We start from the raw sequence: 18,523 nt of genomic DNA on the forward strand, positions 1-18,523 counted from the left end.
GCGGCACTTTTTTCTTAAAAAGGAGTCCACCGTGAGAAGAAATCTTGCATCCTTGGTGTCTGCAGCGCTTCTCATGGCGTTTGCCTCGGTGTCGCTGATTGCGCTCTGGAACCATCTCGATGCACTGCGGATGGATGCCATTGGAAGCGGTGCCAGTACTGTGACGATTCAAGTCAGAGATTGCGCGAGTGGCCCCGATGAGGTGTTTGCGGGGGTCTCGGCCGTGTCTCAGGCTAACGACGTCTCGATCTTTCGTGTGTACGACGGCCTCGATGACCAAGGCCGCACCACCCGCAGTTTGGTAGGCTGCTTTCAGTGGGACACCTTTCCAGTCGACCAGCTGCGTTTGGAGAGCGGCCGGGTTCCCCAGTCCCCCGACGGGTTTTTGGCCAGCTATGAGACGGGGGACGATCGGCAGGTGGGTGTTCTCCACGACTTTGGCGGCGGCGACCCCCTTGTGGTGCGGCCGGTGACCGCTGCGATGGATTCGATGCCGTCTGTCAACGGCATCTATCGCATTGTGTCCACAAAAACCTATGACACCCAGGTTGTGCTCCAGAGCTTGGCCGGCGTCTTCGGGCAGTCCCCCGACGCATTGCTCAACGTGGGGACCAAAAGCGTTAGGGGAATTGGCCTTCTGCTCGTGATAGCCGGTGTGATCTCGGTGCTTGCCCTCGCTGCCTATGTGCTCACGATTGCCTCGGCTGCTGTCTCACGCGCTCCCCGCATTGGCGTCCAAAAAATGCTTGGTTGGTCTACTGGGGCCGTGGTTTGGGACATCGTGAAGGTGGCCTTCGGGTCCCAGCTGCTCTCTGCGGCGGTAGAGGACGTTGTCATTGTGCTTGTGGTCAAACCGCTTGGAACGACGTTTCCCGCAGTGCTCGTGGGCGTTCAGCTTGGCCTTGCGATTCTCACGCTTGTCGTGGGGTCCATCGCCGCGACCTTGGTCTCTCGAGGGGTCTCGCCGGTCACGTCCGTCAAGGGCGGCGTGTCCCTCAAGGGGCCGCTTTTTATCGGGTATGGGGTGAAAATGGCGTTCGCCGTCATGATTGTGATCTCTTTTGTGGCAGTTTCTTCCTCCCTGAGCGACATATGGCAGCAGTGGAGGCTGGAAGCCGTGTGGGGTGAGAAAGGAAACGACCTCTATGTGTTGGCTGATTCACGGCTCACCAATGAGGAGGTGGAGAGCCTCTCGTCGGGAGATCATTCCTATGGAAATAAATATGAAGATCTATATAAGATGCTCAACGACGAGTATGGGGCCGTTTACGTCAATGCCAACGCCCCCCAAGAGCAGGTGCAGGCAGGCATTGCGTCGCCCGACCTTGCGGCTTGTACCGTTATGAACGTCAACTCGAACTATCTCAAGCGGGAGAACGTGCTCTCCGAAGACGGAAGCAGCCTTACGGTTTCGGAGGGGGAGCACGGCCGCGTGGTGGCGGTGCCGTCGACCATGGGCAACGACGAGCGCAGGCATGTTGTCGATTATTTTAAGTGGCTGTTCGACTCCGAGTATCAGAGCGAGAAGGAGCAGTGGAATGGCTCCATCGAGGTAGTGACCTACCAAGGCGGCCGCGACTTCTTCTCCTACAACAAAAGGGTGCAGCCAGACCAGGCCAACATGGTCCATGACCCCGTGTTCAATATCGTCACCGATGCAAACGCGACCATCGTAGATAAGAGCGCGGTCGCCGTGATGGGGCCCGATGCCTCAATTCTCATGCCCATTACCCGTGAGCGAGCCGACGAGCTTGAGGCGTGGCTGGCCCAAAACGGGTTTTCCGAAAACCACATCCGCATCGACACGTTGGCCCATGCCTATGGGGAGCTGCTTTCGGCCATGGGCGCCGCAGTCGGGTCGATGCTCGCGCTTCTTGCGGCAGTGCTCGTGCTCGACGGGTTTGCCAGCGTCTTGATTGCCCGTCTCTTGGTTTTGGGATCGGGACGGCGCTACTGCGTTGAGCGCCTGTTGGGATGGGGGTGGCTTGCTCGCTACGGAACGACGGTGGTCGCGGTGGCGGCCGTGGTTGCCGCGTCGCTGCTGGTGTCCCTGTTGTTTGGCGTGGGACCCGTCGCATTCGTCTGCCTCGCGGTAGCTCTAGCAGTGGACTGCGCCGTCTTTTTTCTGGCCCTTGGGACGTTGGAGCGGGTCCGCTCAGAGGCCCTGATAAAGGAGGTCTGATGAAGCATCAGGCACACACGCCCGCCGTTTCGCTTGCGGGCGTGACCAAGTCGTTTGGAGACCACCATGTGCTCAAGGGCGTCAACCTGCAGGTTGGATGCGGGTCCATGGTTGCGGTGTGCGGTCCTTCGGGCTGCGGGAAGTCCACACTGCTCGATATCGTGGGGCTGCTTGAGAGCGCCGACGAGGGGTCGGTCCAGTTGATGGGGCAGTCGGCCCCGCGCCCGAGGACGCGCCGTGCCACGCAGTTTGTCCGCGACAATATCAACTATTTGTTCCAATCGTTTGCCCTCGTGGAGACGGAGACCGTCGAGAAAAACCTCATGATGGCCCTCCGCTATGTGAAAAAGGTCAAGGCCGAGAAGCAAAGGGCCATTCAAAGCGCACTGGAAGCGGTGAGGTTGGAGCGGGTGGCGACCACCAAGGTATGCGCCTTGTCCGGCGGCGAACAGCAGAGGGTCGCCTTGGCGCGCGTCATGCTCAAACCGGGCAAGATCCTGTTGGCAGACGAGCCCACCGGCTCTCTTGACGCGGCGAACAGAGACGGCGTGGTCTCCCTGCTTCGCTCCATGGCCGACGACGGAAGGGCCGTGCTGGTGGTCACCCATGACCCCGCGGTGGCCCGCGCCTGCGACGTCACGGTCTCTTTGGGGTGACGGTCTTTGGCCAAGGGCTGTTAGGATAACTGGAAGAGGATACGTTGACTGGGACAAGGGGTGCGTCTTACATCCCTGTGAACAGGACGCAGGATTCTGTGTAGCCCTGTTCCCCTTGTTTATAATATAAGCTTACAGTTTATCGCCAGTCCTTGGAGTGTGTGGATGAACGAGAATAAACGCCGCCTGTGCGGCATACTGCCTGTGCTCGGGGCCCTCTGCCTTGCCGTGCTTCTCGCCTTTCCAGCGCCGACCTTGGCCGACGCTGACTCGGTGAAGGGCAAGACCTTCACCGTTACCACCGACACCACCTTTGCGCCGTTCGAGTATCGCGACAGTAACGGCGAGCTCGTGGGCATCGACATGGACCTCATCCGGGCCATCGCAAAGGAGGAGGGCTTCGACGTCAAGATCGAGTCGTTGGGCTTCAACGCCGCCATGGTGGCCACCCAGTCGGGAAACTCCGACATGACCATCGCCGGTGCCTCCATCACCGACGAGCGCAAGCAGACCTACGACTTCTCAGACCCCTATTTCGACTCCGGCGTGCTCATGGCGGTGCCCGAGTCGAGCGACATCACCGGCTACCAGGACCTCTCCGGCAAGACCGTGGCGGTAAAGACCGGCACCGAGGGCGAGGCCTTTGCCAAGTCCATCGCCGAGAAGTACGGCTTCAAGACCATCTCCGTTGACCAGACCTCCACCATGGTGCAGATGCTTCAGGCCGGTCAGGCCGACGCCATGTTCGACGACTACCCCATCGTGGCCTATGGTATCGAGCAGGGCAACGGCATGAAGGCGGTCACCGAGAAGGAGGCCGGCAACTCCTATGGAGCCGTGGTGGCCAAGGGCAAGAACCAAGACCTTCTCCAGGCGTTCAACGAGGGCCTCGCCAAGCTCAAGGCCAACGGTACCTACGACCAGATCATGGAGAAGTACCTGGGCAACAACGCCGTCAAGGCCGAGCAGCCGAGCTTTGTGGGCCTTCTCCAGCAGAGCGCGCCCGCGCTTCTCACCGGCGTCAAGAACACGCTGCTGGTGACCGTGGTGGCCTTTGCCGGCGCTTTGGTCCTGGGCATCATCTTCGGCCTGTTCAAGATCGCCCATAACCGCATCCTTCGCGGGCTCGCCTCGTTCTACGTGTGGCTCTTCCGCGGCACGCCGCTGCTCATCTGGGCCTTCTTCTTCTACTTCGCGCTGCCTCAGGTCGTGGGCGTCAAGTTGTCGGTCTTTGCCGTGGGCGCCCTGGCCTTGGCCCTCAACGCCGGCGCCTATATCACCGAGATCGTGCGCGGCGCCATTCAGTCCGTCGACACCGGCCAGACCGAGGCCGCCCGAAGCCTGGGTTGCTCTGCGGGCCTTGCCCTGCGCTCCATCGTTTTGCCCCAGGCGGCCAAGATCGCCACGCCTTCCCTCATCAACCAGCTCATCATCATGGTCAAGGACTCCTCGATCCTTCTGGCCATCGGCTTTGGTGAGCTGCTCTACCAGGCCCAGCAGATCTACGCGGCCAACCTGCGCGTCAGTGAGGTGCTCTTCATCGTGGCCCTGTTCTACCTGGTCACGATCTCGCTGCTCACCATGCTTGCCAACTGGGCCACGAGGAGGTTTTCCGAATAATGAGCGATAAGACCGCCCCCACCGACGTCCAATCTGCTGACGACGTCATCATCAGCGTGCGCGACCTGCACAAGTCGTTCGGCAAGAACGAGGTGCTCAAGGGCATCGACCTCGACGTCAAGCGTGGCGAGGTCATCACCATCATCGGCCCGTCCGGTGGCGGCAAGTCCACGCTGCTGCGCTGCCTCAACCGCCTGGAGGAGCCCACAAGCGGCACGGTGAGCTTCGAGGGCATCGACCTCACCGACCCCTCCGTGGACATCGACGCCGTGCGCTGCCGCATCGGCATGGTGTTTCAGAACTTCAACCTGTTCCCGCACATGAGCGTGCTCGAGAACGTCACCTTCGCCCCCATGCACAACCTCGGGGTCTCCAAGGAGGACGCCGAGGCCACGGCGCGCAAGCTCCTGGACATCGTGGGTCTTGCGGAGAAGGCCGACGCCATGCCCCGGTCGCTTTCCGGCGGTCAGAAGCAGCGTGTGGCCATCGCCCGGGCCCTGGCCATGAAGCCCGACGTGCTGCTGTTCGACGAGGCCACGAGCGCCTTGGACCCCGAGATGGTCAAGGACGTCCTCGACATCATGCGCCGCCTGGCTGCCGAGGGCGACACCATGATCGTGGTCACCCACGAGATGGGCTTCGCCCGCGAGGTGAGCGACCGCGTGATCTTCACCGAAGGCGGCCTCATCGAGGCCCAGGGCTCCCCGGAGGAGCTCTTCTCGGAGAACCCGCCGAGCGAGCGTCTGAAGGAGTTCCTGGGCAAGGTCCTCTGACGTAGGGTCCCGTGCTCCGGGCATCATCGAAAGCAACTGGGACGGGGGTCCGCATCCACCGATGCAGGCCCCCGTCCCCATGGTGCGACACGTGACAGAGGTGCCTGGCCCATCTGTCACGTTGCCTGTTTCTTGTCTGATGGCAGGCGCCGACAGGGGCGCGCCCTCGGCTCTCGGAGTGGTGACTCCATGAAGGCGGCCCTTTGGGTGTAGCGTTGTACAGTCGCCACCGCCATGCCGCAGAGGAGGTCCCCATGATCAGCCCCGAGCTCGACGAGCTGTCGTGCAACCTCATCGGCGAATGCCTCGACCGGTTGGCCGAGAGCGCCGACCTCGGCGTCGTGGCCACCGCGCTCGACGGGAACTCCATGCGTGTGACCTGCGCCTTCGACGACGACGGGGCCGACATGTGCCTCGAGGCCGCCCACGACTGGGTGCGCCGCCTCGCGGGTGGCACCCTCAAGGAGCCCGGCTTCTCCAGGCCCGTGTGCTACGCCATCGCCTACGCCGGCGCCGTCGACACGGGGTCGGGCTTCTCCGACGCGCTCGTCACGGAGTTTGGGGACAAGGGCAACGACGTCGACTACTCGGCCTTCCTCCTGCTCGACGGGGTGGGTTCGGGCAGCGCCCTCCGCTGGAGCGACCCGGCCCCGGCGGGGGAGACAGAACCGCTGTTATAAGAAAGAGAGCTCCATGCTGCAAGAGAACCTGAGAAACGTCGCCATCATCGCCCACGTCGACCATGGCAAGACCACTCTCGTCGACAAGCTGCTGCGGGCCACCGACGCCTTCAGGGCAAACCAGCAGGTGGAGGACCGTGTCCTCGACTCCAACGACCAGGAGCGCGAGCGCGGCATCACCATCCTGGCCAAGAACATCTCCATCGAGTACAAGGGCGTCAAGATCAACGTCATCGACACCCCGGGCCACGCCGACTTCGGCGGCGAGGTGGAGCGCGTGCTCCGTATGGCCGACTCCGCCCTGCTCCTCGTGGACGCCTTCGAGGGCCCCATGCCCCAGACGCGCTTCGTGCTGCGCCACGCCATCGACGCCGGCCTCGCCATCATGATCGTGGTCAACAAGATCGACCGCCCGGGCGCCCGCCCTGAGGCCGTGGTCAACGACTCCCTCGACCTCATGATGGACCTCGGCGCCACCGACGGGCAGCTCGAGTTCGCCATGGAGCACGTGGTCTACGCGAGCGCCGTCAACGGCTTCGCCCGCCTCTCCCCGGACGACGGCAACGACGACATGTACCCCCTGTTGGACATGGTCGTGGACTGCCTGCCCGCCCCCGACTGCGACCCCGACGGCCCTCTGGCCATGCAGTGCGTCACCATCGACCACTCCAGCTACGTGGGGCGCATCGGCATCGGCCGCGTCTACTCCGGCACCATCCACGCCGGCGAGCAGATCCTCGTGGTCAAGAACGACGGCAGCCGCGCCATGGCCCAGGCCAAGCAGCTCTTCACCTTCGACTACCTCGGCCGCACCGAGTGCGACGAGATCCGCGCCGGCGACATCGGCGCCGTGGTGGGCATCGACCGCACCGACATCGGCGACGTCTACACCGACCCCGAGAACCCCGTGGAGCTGGAGCCCATCGAGATCGACCCGCCCACCCTCTCCGTGGTCTTCGAGGCCTCCACGAGCCCCCTCGTGGGCCGCGACGGCGACATCGTGGGCGCCCGCCAGCTCAAGGAGCGCCTCATGCGCGAGGCCGAGAACAACGTGACCATGCGCATCGAGGAGCTGGGCGACAAGACCGGCGTGGAGGTGGCCGGCCGCGGCATCCTGCACCTCTCCGTCCTCATGGAGGCCATGCGCCGCGAGGGCTTCGAGTTCCAGGTGGGCCGCCCCCGTGTGCTCTTCAAGGAGGACGAGCACGGCCACCGGCTGGAGCCCGTGGAGCTCGCCGTGGTGGAGTGCCCCAACGAGTTCTCCGGCAAGGTCATCGAGGCCTTCGGCGAGTCCGGCGGCACCATGTCGAGCATGCAGGCCGGCGAGACCCACACGCACCTGGAGTTCAAGATCCCCACGCGCGGCATCATGGGCCTCAAGAACCGCATCCTCAACGCCACCCACGGCGAGGGCGTCTTCTATCACACGTTCTCCGAGTACGGCCCCTACGCCGGCGAGCTGGGCGTCCGCAACAACGGCGCCATGATCTCCATGAGCACCGAGAAGTCCGTGGGCTACGCCCTGGGTACCCTGCAGGAGCGCGGCACCATGTTCGTGGGCCCCGGCGAGGAGTGCTACGAGGGCATGCTCGTCGGCGAGCGCTCCAAGCCCGGCGACATGGTGGTCAACATCGCCCGCACCAAGAGCCTGGGCAACCAGCGCAGCTCCACCGCCGACATCGCCGTGCAGCTCACGCCGCCCAAGACCTTCACCCTCGAGGAGGCCCTCGAGTACATCATGGACGACGAGCTCGTCGAGGTGACGCCCAAGAACATCCGCATGCGCAAGCGCATCCTCAACGCCATCGAGCGCAAGAAGGACAACGTGCGCAGGGGCAAGGTTTCCAAGTAGCCGTTCGCCCCCGTCGGCCGCGAGCGCCCGGGTCTGGGATCCCAGACCCGGGCGTTTTGCGTTTCACGTAGAACGTCGGCCAGGCCCGGGCCCGGGCGCCGCGGGGCGCCCGTCAGTACGGCTTCGGGTAGAACCGCATGCCGTCGGGGGTGGGGACGAACCCAAGCCCCGCGAGCACCGGTGCCAGGGGGCCCTCGCGGACGGCCCTGCCGTTCACGGACCGCACCTCGATCCGCTCCAGGGCCCAGGACCGGCCCTGGGCCCGCGCCCGGTCCTCCATGGCGTCGAGCACGGCGGCCACGGCGCCGCCCCAGGCGTCCTCGCAGCCAAAGAGCGCCACGGTCTTGAGGCGGGGCGCCGCCCAAAGCACGGGCATCCCACCGAGGAAGACCGTCCAGGAGTCCGCGGAGCGCTTGGGGAGCTCGGTGCCGTCGGGCCAGGGGAGGACCGCTCCCAGGGGCTGCCCCGGGTCGGCCGAGCAGAGCACGCGCAGGTCGCGGGCGGCCGCGGGACCCTCGCCGTCCCCTGCGCAGTCGCGTGCCTCGCGGAGCGCCTCCACGGTGTCGACGGCGGCGAACTGCAGGGGGCCGAGCCCCTCCACGAAGGCGCCGCGCAGCAGCGACCCGGCCTCCTCCATGGCCTTGAGCACGGGGTAGACCTGGGAGAGGCCGCCGGGGACCCCCGCCGCCTCGGCCGTGGCGGGGCAGGCCACGCCGTAGCGGTCGAGCAACGACTCCGCGAGGGCGCAGGCCCGCTCGGTGTCGGAGGCGTCGCTCGGGCAGGCGAGGGACCAGCGCCCCGATGTCGCCGCGGCGGGGGACACGGCCGGGACCTCGGAGAGGGCCCGGGCCGCGCGCCGGGCGGCGTGCCCCCGGTAGCGGCTGTGCGACCGGCGTCTCGGGGCCGGGACCTGGCCGCGCGCCTTGGACCGCGCGGCGTCGAACGAGTCGACGAGGCAGACGCCGTCCCAGAGCAGGGCCTCGAGCGTCTCCGCCACGGCCGCCGCACCTCCCGCGGCCTCGCCGCAGCGCGCGTCCACCACGGCGAAGGGCGCGGCGCCCTCCCGGGCCAGCATGTCCCACACCCGCGCCCTGGGACCCTCGCCCCCGTCATCCGCCGCCTCCGGGCGCGCCGGTGCGGTACCGGCGCCGGGGGCCGGCAGCGGGGCGAAGGGGGAGTCGGTGGGCCAGAACGCCGCCAGCCGGCGCTGCCCGCCGTCCTTGGACGCAGGCGCCAGCCTGCCCTGCCACACCACGTCGCCCGAGGCCAGGAGCTCGTCGAGCATGGCGGGCCGGTAGCCGGGCACGCGGTCCGGGAAGACGGTGCCCTCCCACACCTCCGGCGGCAGGAAGACGCCCTCAAAGAGCGCGACGGCGTCGGCGAGCAGGTCCACGGGGTCGCCGGCCTCTCCGCCCGCGTGGGGCACCTGCTGGCGCCCGAGGAGCGAGGCCGTGTAGGTGGCGCCGTCCACGGGGGCCGCCGCGCCCACGGCCCGCTCCCGGGCCCGGGCGCGCATGCGCCGGAAGACCGAGGCCTCCACGGCGGTGCGGGGGCCACCGTCGTCATCGTGGCCAAAGGGCGCCTCCAGCAATGTGCCGTCGCGGGTGAGCCGCGCCATGGACTCCGCAGCCACGGCCGGCCCGCACCCCAGGGAGCGGGCGACCTCGCCCGCCGAGAAGGGGCCGTGGCAGGCGGCGAAGCGCGCCATGAGGCCGTCCAGCGGGTGCCTCTCGACGACGGAGGCCTCGGCACCGGAAAAACCCGCGAACACCTCCCGCTCCGCCGCGGCCCAGGCGGGCACGGCCACCCCGAGGGCGTCGGCCAGCACGGCGGCGTCGGGCGCGGCTACCCAGCGCACCTCGCCGGCCACCACGGCGCGGAACACGCGCCGGCGGTCGGCGAGGGCCGTGAGCCACCTCACGGCGCGGGACGGCTCGTCGCAGCGTTCGGCCACCTCGCCGTCCGACAGCGGGCCCAGGCGGCGCAGCATGCGCTCGACGTCGTCCTCGGAGGCGGCCTGGGTGCCGGGTGCGAGCCACTGGAGCTCGGCCTCCACCTCGGCGGCCACCTCGGACGGCACGAGGGAGGCCAGGTCGTCGCCGCCGACGAGCTCGGCCAGGAGCGACGGGTCCACGGAGAGCAGGTCGGCGGCCTTCTCGGCGTGGGGGCGGTCGTCGTCGTAGAGGTGTTCCATGACGTAGCCAAAGAGCAGGTTGGCGGCAAAGGGCGACGGCGTGGCCGTATGGGCCACGGTCACGGACGTGCGCCGGCTGCGCAGGCGCCGCTGCACCTCCTCCAGGGCCGGCAGGTCGTAGACGTCGCGCAGGCACTCGCGCATGGCCTCCAGGAGGATGGGGAAGCCCTCGGTGCGCCGGGCCGCCTCGAGGAGCTGGCCCCCTTGCACACGCTGGAGCCAGAGGGGCGCCCGCTTGCCAAAGCCCGCGGGGCGCATGAGGAGGGCGCGGGCGGCGCACTCGCGGAACCGTGCGGAGAAGAGCGCGGTGTCGGCCACGCAGGAGCGCACGGTCTGGGCGAGGACGTCGCCGTCGAACATGAAGAGCTCCGGCCCCGGTAGCTCGTCTGCGGGCTGCATGCGCAGGACGATGCCGTCGTCCGCGGCCATGACCTCCGGGTCGAACCCGTAGCGCCGCCGCACGCGGTCGGCCACGGCCAGGGCCCAAGGAGCGTGCACGGACCGGCCGAAGGGCGAGTGGAGGATGAGGCGGAGGTCGCCCCCGTCGTCGTCCACGTACTCCATGACCAGGTGCGACGCCCCCGGCACGGCCCCGGTGGAGGCTCGCTGCTGCGACAGGAGGGCGCAGAGGTTGTCGGTGGCCTCGTCCGTGAGGCCCGCCGCGGCCAGGCGCACGGCGAGCGCCCCGTCGGGGCGGTTCCGGTGGGTGCCGGCCGCTGCGGCGTCGAGGAACTCGCCCTTGGCCAGGCCGTCCTCGAAGGGCCGGCCCGCGCCCTCGCCGTGCCAGAAGGGCAGGCGCGACGCCCGGGCCCCGGTGCGCTCCACGAGCACGCGGTCGTCGTGGATGCGCTTGATGCGCCAGGTGCTCGTGCCCAGGGTGATGACGTCTCCCACACGGCTCTCGTGGACCATCTCCTCGTCGAGCTCGCCCACGCGCCGCCGCTCCCTGCCTGTGCGCTCACCCTCCACGAACACCGGGTAGAGGCCGCGGTCGGGGATGGTGCCTGCGCCCGACACGGCCAGGTTGCGGCTGTTGGGCAGCGCCGTGAGCTCGCCGGTCTCGCGGTCCCAGGCCAGGCGCGGCGAGAAGGCCCCGAGCCCCTCGGCGCCAAAGTCCCCGGCCAGCATGGCGAGCACCGCGTCGAACGCCGCCCGGGGCAGGTCGCGGTAGTTCTCGGCCATGGTCACGCGGGAGAACCACTCGTCGGCCTTCCAGGGGCGCTCGGCCACGGCGGCCACGGTCTGCTGGGCCAGGACGTCGAGGGGGTTCTCCACCAAGCGCGTCTCCTCGATGGCCCCGGCCCCCATGGCCTCGGCCGCCACGGCGCAGTCCACGAGCTCCAGGCGGGTGCGCGGGAACATGACGGCCCGGGACCGGCCGCCCACGGAGTGATTGGCGCGGCCCACGCGCTGCAGGCCGCCGGCCACCGAGAGGGGCGGCGCCACCTGCACCACGAGGTCCACGGAGCCCATGTCTATGCCCAGCTCGAGGCTGGACGTGGCCACCACGCAGCGGAGCCCGCCCGACTTGAGCCGAGCCTCCACCTCGGCGCGGCGCTCCTTGGACACCGAGCCGTGGTGGGCCTCGGCCACGGGGGCGAAGTCCTCGGGCAGCGGCTGCGTGTGGGTCTCGGTCGAGCCCATGGCCGAGTGGAACGCCCTCTCGGGACCCGAGGGGGCGGCGGGGGCCAGGCCGTGGCGCTGGGCGTGGAGCTCGTTCAGCCGGGCGCACAGGCGCTCGCAGAGGCCGCGGCTGTTGACGAAGACGATGGTGGAGGAGTGCGCCTCCACCAGGTCGAGGATTCTCGCCTCCAGGTGCGGCCACACCGAGCGCGAGCCGACGCGGCTCTCTCGGGGCAAAGGCTTGGAGGCCTTGATGTTGCTGTTCTTCCCGGCAGCCATGGCCGCCGCCATGGTGCGGTCGGTCTTCCAGGCATCGGCCGGCGGCACCGCGGAGCCCCGCTCGGCCGCCCGGGTGGAGAGGGCGGCCACCCGGACCATGTCGGGCACGGGCACGCGCACGGAGAGGTCCATGTCGGGCGCGGCGCCGGCGCCCACCACCCGTACGGGGCGGCTGCCGCCCAGGAAGCGCGCCACGCGACCGGGCGGCCGCACCGTGGCCGAGAGGCCCACGCGCTGGGCGGGGCGCTCCAGCAGGCAGTCGAGCCGCTCCAGGGAGAGGGCCAGGTGGGCGCCGCGCTTGGAGTCGGCGAGGGAGTGGACCTCGTCCACGATCACGGTCTCCACGCGTTCCAGCACCCGGGCCGCCTTGGAGGTGAGCATGAGGTAGAGCGACTCCGGCGTGGTGATGAGGATCTGGGGCGGCCTGCTCGCGATGCGCCGGCGCTCGGCCGGGGTGGTGTCGCCGGTGCGCATGGCCGTGGTGGGGGCGGCGATGTCGAGGCCCGCCGCCGCGGCCTCGTCGGCGATGGCGGAGAGGGGCCGGCGCAGGTTCCTCTCCACATCGGCCGCCAGCGCCTTCATGGGTGAGACGTAGAGGATCCGCACGCCGGGCTCCGCGGGTGAGGGAGGGTCGGCCACCAGGCGGTCTATGGCGGCGAGGAACGCCGCCAGCGTCTTGCCGGAGCCTGTGGGGGCGATGGCCAGCACGTTCTCGCCGTCCTGGATGGCGTCCCAGGCCTCGGCCTGCACCGGTGTGGGGGTCTCGAACTCGGCGAGGAACCACGAGCGCACGGCCGCGGTGAAGCGGCCCATGGGGGCGGGCGATCCTTCGGGTGTGCGGTGGGCCATGGTGGTGAATCATTTCTCGAAAAGTACGACAGATACCGTTCAAGGGAGTTTATCGACCGTTTATAGAATTAGGGGACCATCATATCTTTCGATGCAATTGTGCTGCCATTTTAATGACGTGGTTCTAATAAACGAAAGGAGAGATATGGAAGTCCGTAGATCGATGTAAACATGTTTGTCCGGTCATTCATCAAGAACCCCGCCACGTACCTGACGCTCCTCTGGGCGGTGTGCTTCTGGCTCCGGTGGGAGTGGGTCATCCCATACCAGGGGATGTACTACTCGTTCCCACCCGGCGGCCTCCTGGTGACATGGGGCGAGATGTGGCTCCCCTGGGCCGTGGTCGCCGTTCTCTGGGTGCGTGACGCCCTCGCCCACCGCGGGTGACGGCCCTGTCCGGGGTCCCGGCCCATGGGCGGCCCCGGTCGGGGGTCTCCGGCCATGCCAAAGAGGCCTTTGGCATGGCCTCCCGCTGGCGGCGCCGCGGGGCGACGGCAAACGGGCCCGACAGACGTGACAGGCAGCCGAAAAAGGAGAAGGCCCGGGGTGCCCCGGGCCTTCCGGCTTTCAATGGCGGAGGAGGAGGGATTCGAACCCTCGTACGTGCGGAGCACGTAAACGGTTTTCGAGACCGCCGCAATCAACCACTCTGCCACCCCTCCGTATATAGGGTGCGCGGCGCCCCGTGGGACGCCGCGTTAGGAATCTGGCGGAGAGTCCGGGATTTGAACCCGGGAGACGGGGTTACCGCCTACACGATTTCCAATCGTGCTCCTTCAGCCGCTCGGACAACTCTCCAGATGCGATTGCAACGGCTAGAATAACACAACGCGCTCATGTGCCACAGCAAAATCGTGAGTCCACACCTCGAGCCGGGGAGCCGTCCATGGAGTCGTTCTTCACGTCGTTGAACCCCCAGTTCTCGGTGCTCGCCATGCCCCAGTGGATCGACATGGCCGCCGTGGTGGTGGGCGCGGCCTTCGGCGGGCTCACCGCCACCGAGCGCAAGCTCGACCTCTTCGGCGCCGCAGGCCTCGGCATGCTCTGCGGCCTCGGCGGCGGCCTCATCCGCGACATGATCATGCAGCGCGGCACCGTCTTCATGCTCGACTCCCCCTGGGCCATCCCCGTGGCCGCCGTGGCCGGTATGGTGGCCTTCTTCTTCTCTGGCCTCTTCCGCCGCATCGACCGCATCACCGCCGTCGTGGACATCCTCTCGGTGGGCATCTACACCGCCACGGGCACCGACAAGGCTGTGGTGGCCGGCCTCACCTTTGTGGCCTGCCTGCTCATGGGCGTGCTCACGGGCGTGGGCGGCGGCATGCTCCGCGACATCTTCCTGGGCGACGTCCCGCAGATCTTCCGCCCGGGCAACCTCTACGCCTGCTGCGCCCTGCTCTCGGGTGCCGCGTACTACGGCCTGGTCTACATGGGGCTCGTCAAGGGCGTGGCTGTGGTGGCCTGCGTGGCCGTGTGCTGCCTCCTGCGCTGGGCGAGCCTCCGCTACAACATCCAGACGCCCTCCCAGGTGGACCTCACGCCGCGGGTCATCGACTACACCCGGCGCCTCAAGGCGCGGCAGCCCGGCGACGTGAGCTACCACATCCCCTACCGCGCCAGCCGCTACGGCCACGGCGTGCGGGGGTCCCAGGAGCCCACACGGCCGCTCACCGTGGCCGAGCAGGCCCGCCACAAGCGGGTGGAGGAGCAGGAGCGCGCCCAGCTGAAAGACGAGCTCAAGGCAGAGATCAAGGAGGAGCTCGCCGCCGAGGAGCGCCTGGCCGACGCCGGTCAGGCCACCGGATCGGCCGAGGCCATCTTCGGCACGCCGGAGACCATGGACCGCCTGGAGCACCGTCGCGGCGAGGGGGACGGCCCCTCCGATGGCGGGACCGACGGGAAGGGCGCCTGAGGACGGCCCGGTTTGGGGTACCCTCGTTTCAACCGCGCAGCTCTCGATGAAGGGGTCTCCATGGCTGACACCGCGTTCGGCAACGGCCACTACCTGTCCCGCGCCTGGGCGATGCTCACCCAGGACAAGGGCTGGTGGAAGCCCGTCCTCGTCCTCGCCCTCTGCATGTTCGTGCCCATCGCGGGCCCCATCGCCATGATGGGCTACATCTTCGCCTGGGCCCGTCTCACGGCCTGGGGCGTGGACGCCGCCCCCAAGCAGACCCGGGTGGACGTGGGCGGCTGCTTCAAGGCAGGCTGGACGGCCTTCGTGGTCTACCTCGGCTGGGGCGCGCTGCTGGCCGCCGTCGTGTATGTGCTCAAGGCCGCGTTCTCGCCCATGGGTTCCGGAGTCTCCTCCTTCATGAACCTCGTCCTCTTCGTGGGCCAGTGGGTCTGCGGCGTGTTCATCATGGTGGCGGCCCTGCGCGCCGTCATCTACGGCAGGATCGGGCCGGGCTACGGCTTTTCCAAGGTGTGGACCATGGTGAGCCACGACTTCTCGGGCCTCGTCCGGGTCCTGGGCATCGATCTCCTCGGCACCGTCGTCGAGGTGGTCATCGGCATTGCCGTGGGACTCTGTCTCTTTGCCGCCGCGTTCCCCGCGATCGCCCAGGTCGCGGCCTTGGCCACCTGGGGTGACGGCGACGCCTACGCCCTGTACTGGCTCCTCCAGACCGTCGGCCCGCTCCTCTCGGCGTGGCTGCCCCTCGTCGTGCTGGCCACCTACGTGACCGTCGCCGTCGAGATCGTGTTCGCCATGCTCGCGGTCACCGCCGCCGCCATCTGGATGCGACAGTTCGATGTCCCGGCTTGGGGCGACCCCTCCGACCCGGTGCCTGTGGTCGGCGGCCCGGCGACGCCCGTTTCTCCTGTGAATCCGGTCCCGGGCGGTGCCCTGCCTCCCGATAGTGGGTACCAAGCCCCCAACGACCGACCCAAGGAGGCCCTACCCATGGACTACAAGGCAAACGAGAACGTCACCGCGCCCACCAACGAGGATGTCTGGGACGCCGCGGACGCCATCGCCGACAAGAGCGGCAGGCTCGACCCCGACGACCAGGCCGTCGACCACATGGAGTACGAGGACGACCCCACGGTGCGCCCCGCCACTTCCCCCGACAGCGGCGTGACCCCGCCCACCCCCGCCGACACCTACGGCGTGGCCGCCACGGCGTCGGCCAACTCCCCCGAGTACAACTACGCCGACTCCTCCGTGGCCGCCGCCGAGGAGGTCGCCCAGGACGGCGGCTCCGTGGTCACCCCGCTCATCAAGCACGACGACGAGGACGCCGAGTAGGCCGGTCCTCAGCGAGGACCTTCTCGAGAGGGGCTGCCTCCCACGCGGGGACGGCCCCTCTCCCATGCCGGGACCTTGACCGCGGCGGTCGGGGCCCGGTCGAAAGCCGGTCGGGAACCGGTCGGAGGCGACCGCTACGCTGGCCCCAGGGACGCCGCGGCGAGACACTGGTGTGTGTTTGCCGAGGAAAGGCCCGGCGTGTGCTACTATCTTTCGCCGAACCTTTCCTGCCCCGGGCGCAGACCTTCACGACCCGGGGCCATCAGCCCAGAGGAGGTGAAACCATGAAGGCCTATGAGATCCTGTTCATCGTCGACCCCACCATCAACGACGAGACGCGTGCCGGCGCCATGAAGCGCATCGACACCGCCATCACCGAGAACGGCGGCGTGATCGACAACGTCGACAACTGGGGCAAGCGCAAGCTCGCCTACGAGATCGACAAGCTGACCGAGGGCGACTACACCCTCATCAACTTCCAGGCAGACCCCGACCAGATCGCCGAGCTCGACCGTGTGTGCCGCATCACCGATGCCATCAAGCGTCACATGATCGTGCGTCGTCCCGACCACGAGGAGTAAGCCTTGAAGGAGGCAGGCGGAGCCTGCCGGATGAGAGGGGCGTGAACGTCCATGAGCATCAATCGAGTCATCATCACCGGCAACCTCACCCGTGATGCCGAGCTTCGTGCCGCGCAGAGCGGGACGAGCATCCTGCACATCGGCGTGGCCGTCAACGATCGGTGGCGCAACCCCCAGACCGACCAGTGGGAGGACCGCCCCAACTACATCGATTGCGTCATGTTCGGCAACCGCGCCCAGTCCATCTCCCGTTTCCTCACCAAGGGGACCAAGGTCGCCGTCGAGGGCCGACTCCGCTGGAGCCAGTGGGTCGACCGCGACACGCAGAAGAACCGCTCCAAGATAGAGGTCGTCGTGGACGACATCGAGTTCATGGGGCAGCGCGGCGACGGCCAGGGCAACCCCGGTGGCTACGGGCAGGGGGGTTACCCCCAGGGAGGCCAGGGGTCCTATCAGGCCCAGGCTCAGCAGGCCCCGCAGGTCCGCGAGCCCTACGCCCCCCAGCAGGCGGCGCAGCCCAACTGGGCGGCCGCCACGCCGGAGACCCCGGCCCCGGCAACGCAGGCCCAGCCCCCTATGGGCGAGACCTACGAGGCCGACATCCCGTTCTAACTTCCCGGCGGCCCCGCGGCCGCCGCAATGAAAGGTACCTAAGACATGGCCACTGAGTATCAGCGTCAGCCGCGTCGCAAGTATTGCCAGTTCTGCAAGGAGGATGTCGAGTTCATCGACTACAAGGACACCCAGCTCCTTCGCAAGTACATGACCGACCGCGGCAAGATCAAGCCCCGTCGCGTCACCGGCGCCTGCACGCAGCACCAGCACGACATCGCCAACGCCATCAAGCGCGCCCGCATCATGGCGCTCCTGCCCTACACGGTTCCCGTGGTCTCCAACCGCGGCGGCCGTCGTCGCGACTAGCACCCGGAGACCTCGGCAGTGGGTCCCGGCGGCAGGGACGGGCGCGACGAGGCGCCCGAGAAGGAGACATCGATCGTCAGGTACGGGGGCAACCGTCAGGGTGACTCCCGCAGCCTGGTGACCGCGCTGCTCTGGGCCGGGCTCGGCTCGGTGGCGGTCACGGGCCTCTCCGTCATCGGGGTGGCCATGGTCGCGTACGGCGTCTCCTTCGCCCAGGTCAACGGCCTCTCGCGGCCGCGCAAGGCCCTCGTGGCCCTCGCGTGCGCCGTCGGGTTGGTCCTCGGCCTCCTGTGGGTCCAGGGTGCGGCCGCCGTCCTGGTGAAGGGTGTCGTCGACTGCGCGCTCGCGTGGGTCGTCGGCTCCCTGGCCGCCGGCCGCCGGGCCACCGTTACCACGGACTACGCGGTGGCAGCCGTGGCCTGTGCGGCCTATATCGCCATCGACTTCGGGTTCGCGGCCCTCGCGGGCCTCGACGGCGCGGCGGTCCTCACCCAGGCGATCTCGTCCGCGGTGGACGAGGCCGCCTCGACCTACGGCCTCGACGTCGCCGCCCAGCTCAGGTCATTCTCGTGGCTCCTCGGCCTCCTCTGGCCGTTCGGCTACTTCGTCCTGGCGGGCATGAACGTCCTGGCCGGCCACTACGGCGGTTTCCTGGCCCGCGGTCCGTCTGCGGGCAAGGTGTCGTGGCGGCCCGTGGCCTTCGACTCGCCCCTGTGGTCGGTCGTGGTCCTCATCGCGGGCGTCGCCCTGTTCGCCTTCGGCGGCGTCTTCGGGGCCGGCGCGCAGGTGGCCCGGGCCATCGGCCTCACCTGCGTGCTCGCCGTGAGGTTCGTCTTCCTCATGGACGGCTACGCGGTGCTCACCTGGTGGTTCAACCGCCACGGCGTGGGCTGCCTCCTCCGCACCCTGGTGCTGGTGGTGGCGATCGACCTCGAGGTCACGTTCTTCGTCGTGAGCCTCCTGGGCCTCGTGGACTTCTGGGCCGACTTCCGCCACATGCGGGCAGGGGACGGCCGTTCCGGGGCACAGGGGGAGTAGGAAAAGGAAGTGCCGGCCCTGGCGC

General features: G+C 68.1%; 14 protein-coding genes and 2 tRNA genes. 13 read left to right on the top strand and 3 right to left on the bottom strand.

Features of this window, described 5'->3' with window-relative positions:
• Positions 1-31 precede the first annotated feature (31 nt).
• The 6 genes from OR600_RS00060 (at position 32) to typA (ending at position 7,763) form a co-directional block, all read left to right on the top strand.
• Positions 32-2,182: a bacteriocin-associated integral membrane family protein gene (locus OR600_RS00060; RefSeq protein ID WP_204406743.1), complete on the top strand. Its 2,151-nt coding sequence runs from the start codon at positions 32-34 to the stop codon at positions 2,180-2,182.
• Positions 2,182-2,838 carry an ABC transporter ATP-binding protein gene (locus OR600_RS00065; RefSeq protein ID WP_135977879.1) on the top strand — a complete coding sequence of 219 codons (657 nt, stop codon included), beginning with the start codon at positions 2,182-2,184 and terminating at the stop codon, positions 2,836-2,838. Before OR600_RS00060 ends, OR600_RS00065 begins: the two co-directional genes overlap by 1 nt.
• A 165-nt stretch (positions 2,839-3,003) precedes the next feature.
• Positions 3,004-4,458: an ABC transporter substrate-binding protein/permease gene (locus OR600_RS00070; RefSeq protein ID WP_265590411.1), complete on the top strand. Its 1,455-nt coding sequence runs from the start codon at positions 3,004-3,006 to the stop codon at positions 4,456-4,458.
• Positions 4,458-5,231: an amino acid ABC transporter ATP-binding protein gene (locus tag OR600_RS00075; protein WP_204406740.1), complete on the top strand. Its 774-nt coding sequence runs from the start codon at positions 4,458-4,460 to the stop codon at positions 5,229-5,231. Before OR600_RS00070 ends, OR600_RS00075 begins: the two co-directional genes overlap by 1 nt.
• A 254-nt stretch (positions 5,232-5,485) precedes the next feature.
• Positions 5,486-5,911 (top strand): hypothetical protein, encoded by a 426-nt coding sequence (locus OR600_RS00080; RefSeq protein WP_135977882.1) that lies wholly within the window; start codon positions 5,486-5,488, stop codon positions 5,909-5,911.
• A gap of 13 nt (positions 5,912-5,924) precedes the next feature.
• Complete coding sequence (gene typA / locus OR600_RS00085; RefSeq protein WP_135978057.1) at positions 5,925-7,763, top strand: translational GTPase TypA; 1,839 nt, start codon at positions 5,925-5,927, stop codon at positions 7,761-7,763.
• Between the two features lie 112 nt (positions 7,764-7,875).
• Here typA and OR600_RS00090 read toward each other — a convergent pair whose 3' ends face one another.
• Positions 7,876-12,672, bottom strand: a complete 4,797-nt coding sequence (locus tag OR600_RS00090; protein ID WP_265590412.1) for a DEAD/DEAH box helicase — start codon at positions 12,670-12,672, stop codon at positions 7,876-7,878.
• A 207-nt stretch (positions 12,673-12,879) separates the two neighbouring features.
• On the opposite strand from OR600_RS00090, the gene OR600_RS00095 reads away from it, so the two are divergent.
• Positions 12,880-13,095: a hypothetical protein gene (locus OR600_RS00095; RefSeq protein WP_265590413.1), complete on the top strand. Its 216-nt coding sequence runs from the start codon at positions 12,880-12,882 to the stop codon at positions 13,093-13,095.
• Positions 13,096-13,279: 184 nt separating this feature from the next.
• Here the strand turns inward: OR600_RS00095 and OR600_RS00100 are convergent.
• Positions 13,280-13,370, bottom strand: a tRNA-Ser gene (locus tag OR600_RS00100).
• Between the two features lie 45 nt (positions 13,371-13,415).
• Positions 13,416-13,506 (bottom strand) — tRNA-Ser (locus tag OR600_RS00105).
• 88 nt (positions 13,507-13,594) lie between these two features.
• Here OR600_RS00105 and OR600_RS00110 point away from each other — a divergent pair.
• The 6 genes from OR600_RS00110 (at position 13,595) to OR600_RS00135 (ending at position 18,498) form a co-directional block, all read left to right on the top strand.
• A complete protein-coding gene (locus OR600_RS00110) occupies positions 13,595-14,620 on the top strand; it encodes a trimeric intracellular cation channel family protein (protein WP_251173342.1) in 1,026 nt (341 codons plus the stop codon).
• A 60-nt stretch (positions 14,621-14,680) separates the two neighbouring features.
• Complete coding sequence (locus OR600_RS00115; RefSeq protein WP_251173343.1) at positions 14,681-15,958, top strand: DUF4013 domain-containing protein; 1,278 nt, start codon at positions 14,681-14,683, stop codon at positions 15,956-15,958.
• Positions 15,959-16,242: 284 nt separating this feature from the next.
• Positions 16,243-16,539, top strand: a complete 297-nt coding sequence (rpsF, locus tag OR600_RS00120) for a 30S ribosomal protein S6 (RefSeq protein WP_135977885.1) — start codon at positions 16,243-16,245, stop codon at positions 16,537-16,539.
• A 51-nt stretch (positions 16,540-16,590) separates the two neighbouring features.
• Positions 16,591-17,151 carry a single-stranded DNA-binding protein gene (locus OR600_RS00125; protein ID WP_135977886.1) on the top strand — a complete coding sequence of 187 codons (561 nt, stop codon included), beginning with the start codon at positions 16,591-16,593 and terminating at the stop codon, positions 17,149-17,151.
• A gap of 45 nt (positions 17,152-17,196) precedes the next feature.
• The gene (gene rpsR / locus OR600_RS00130) at positions 17,197-17,460 is read left to right on the top strand and encodes a 30S ribosomal protein S18 (protein WP_135977887.1); all 264 of its coding nucleotides are present in this window, start codon (positions 17,197-17,199) and stop codon (positions 17,458-17,460) included.
• Between the two features lie 18 nt (positions 17,461-17,478).
• Positions 17,479-18,498 (top strand): YybS family protein, encoded by a 1,020-nt coding sequence (locus OR600_RS00135; protein ID WP_135977888.1) that lies wholly within the window; start codon positions 17,479-17,481, stop codon positions 18,496-18,498.
• Positions 18,499-18,523 lie beyond the last annotated feature (25 nt).

The sequence above is a fragment of the Granulimonas faecalis genome, assembly GCF_022834715.1.
GTDB classification, from domain to species: Bacteria; Actinomycetota; Coriobacteriia; order Coriobacteriales; family Atopobiaceae; genus Granulimonas; species Granulimonas faecalis.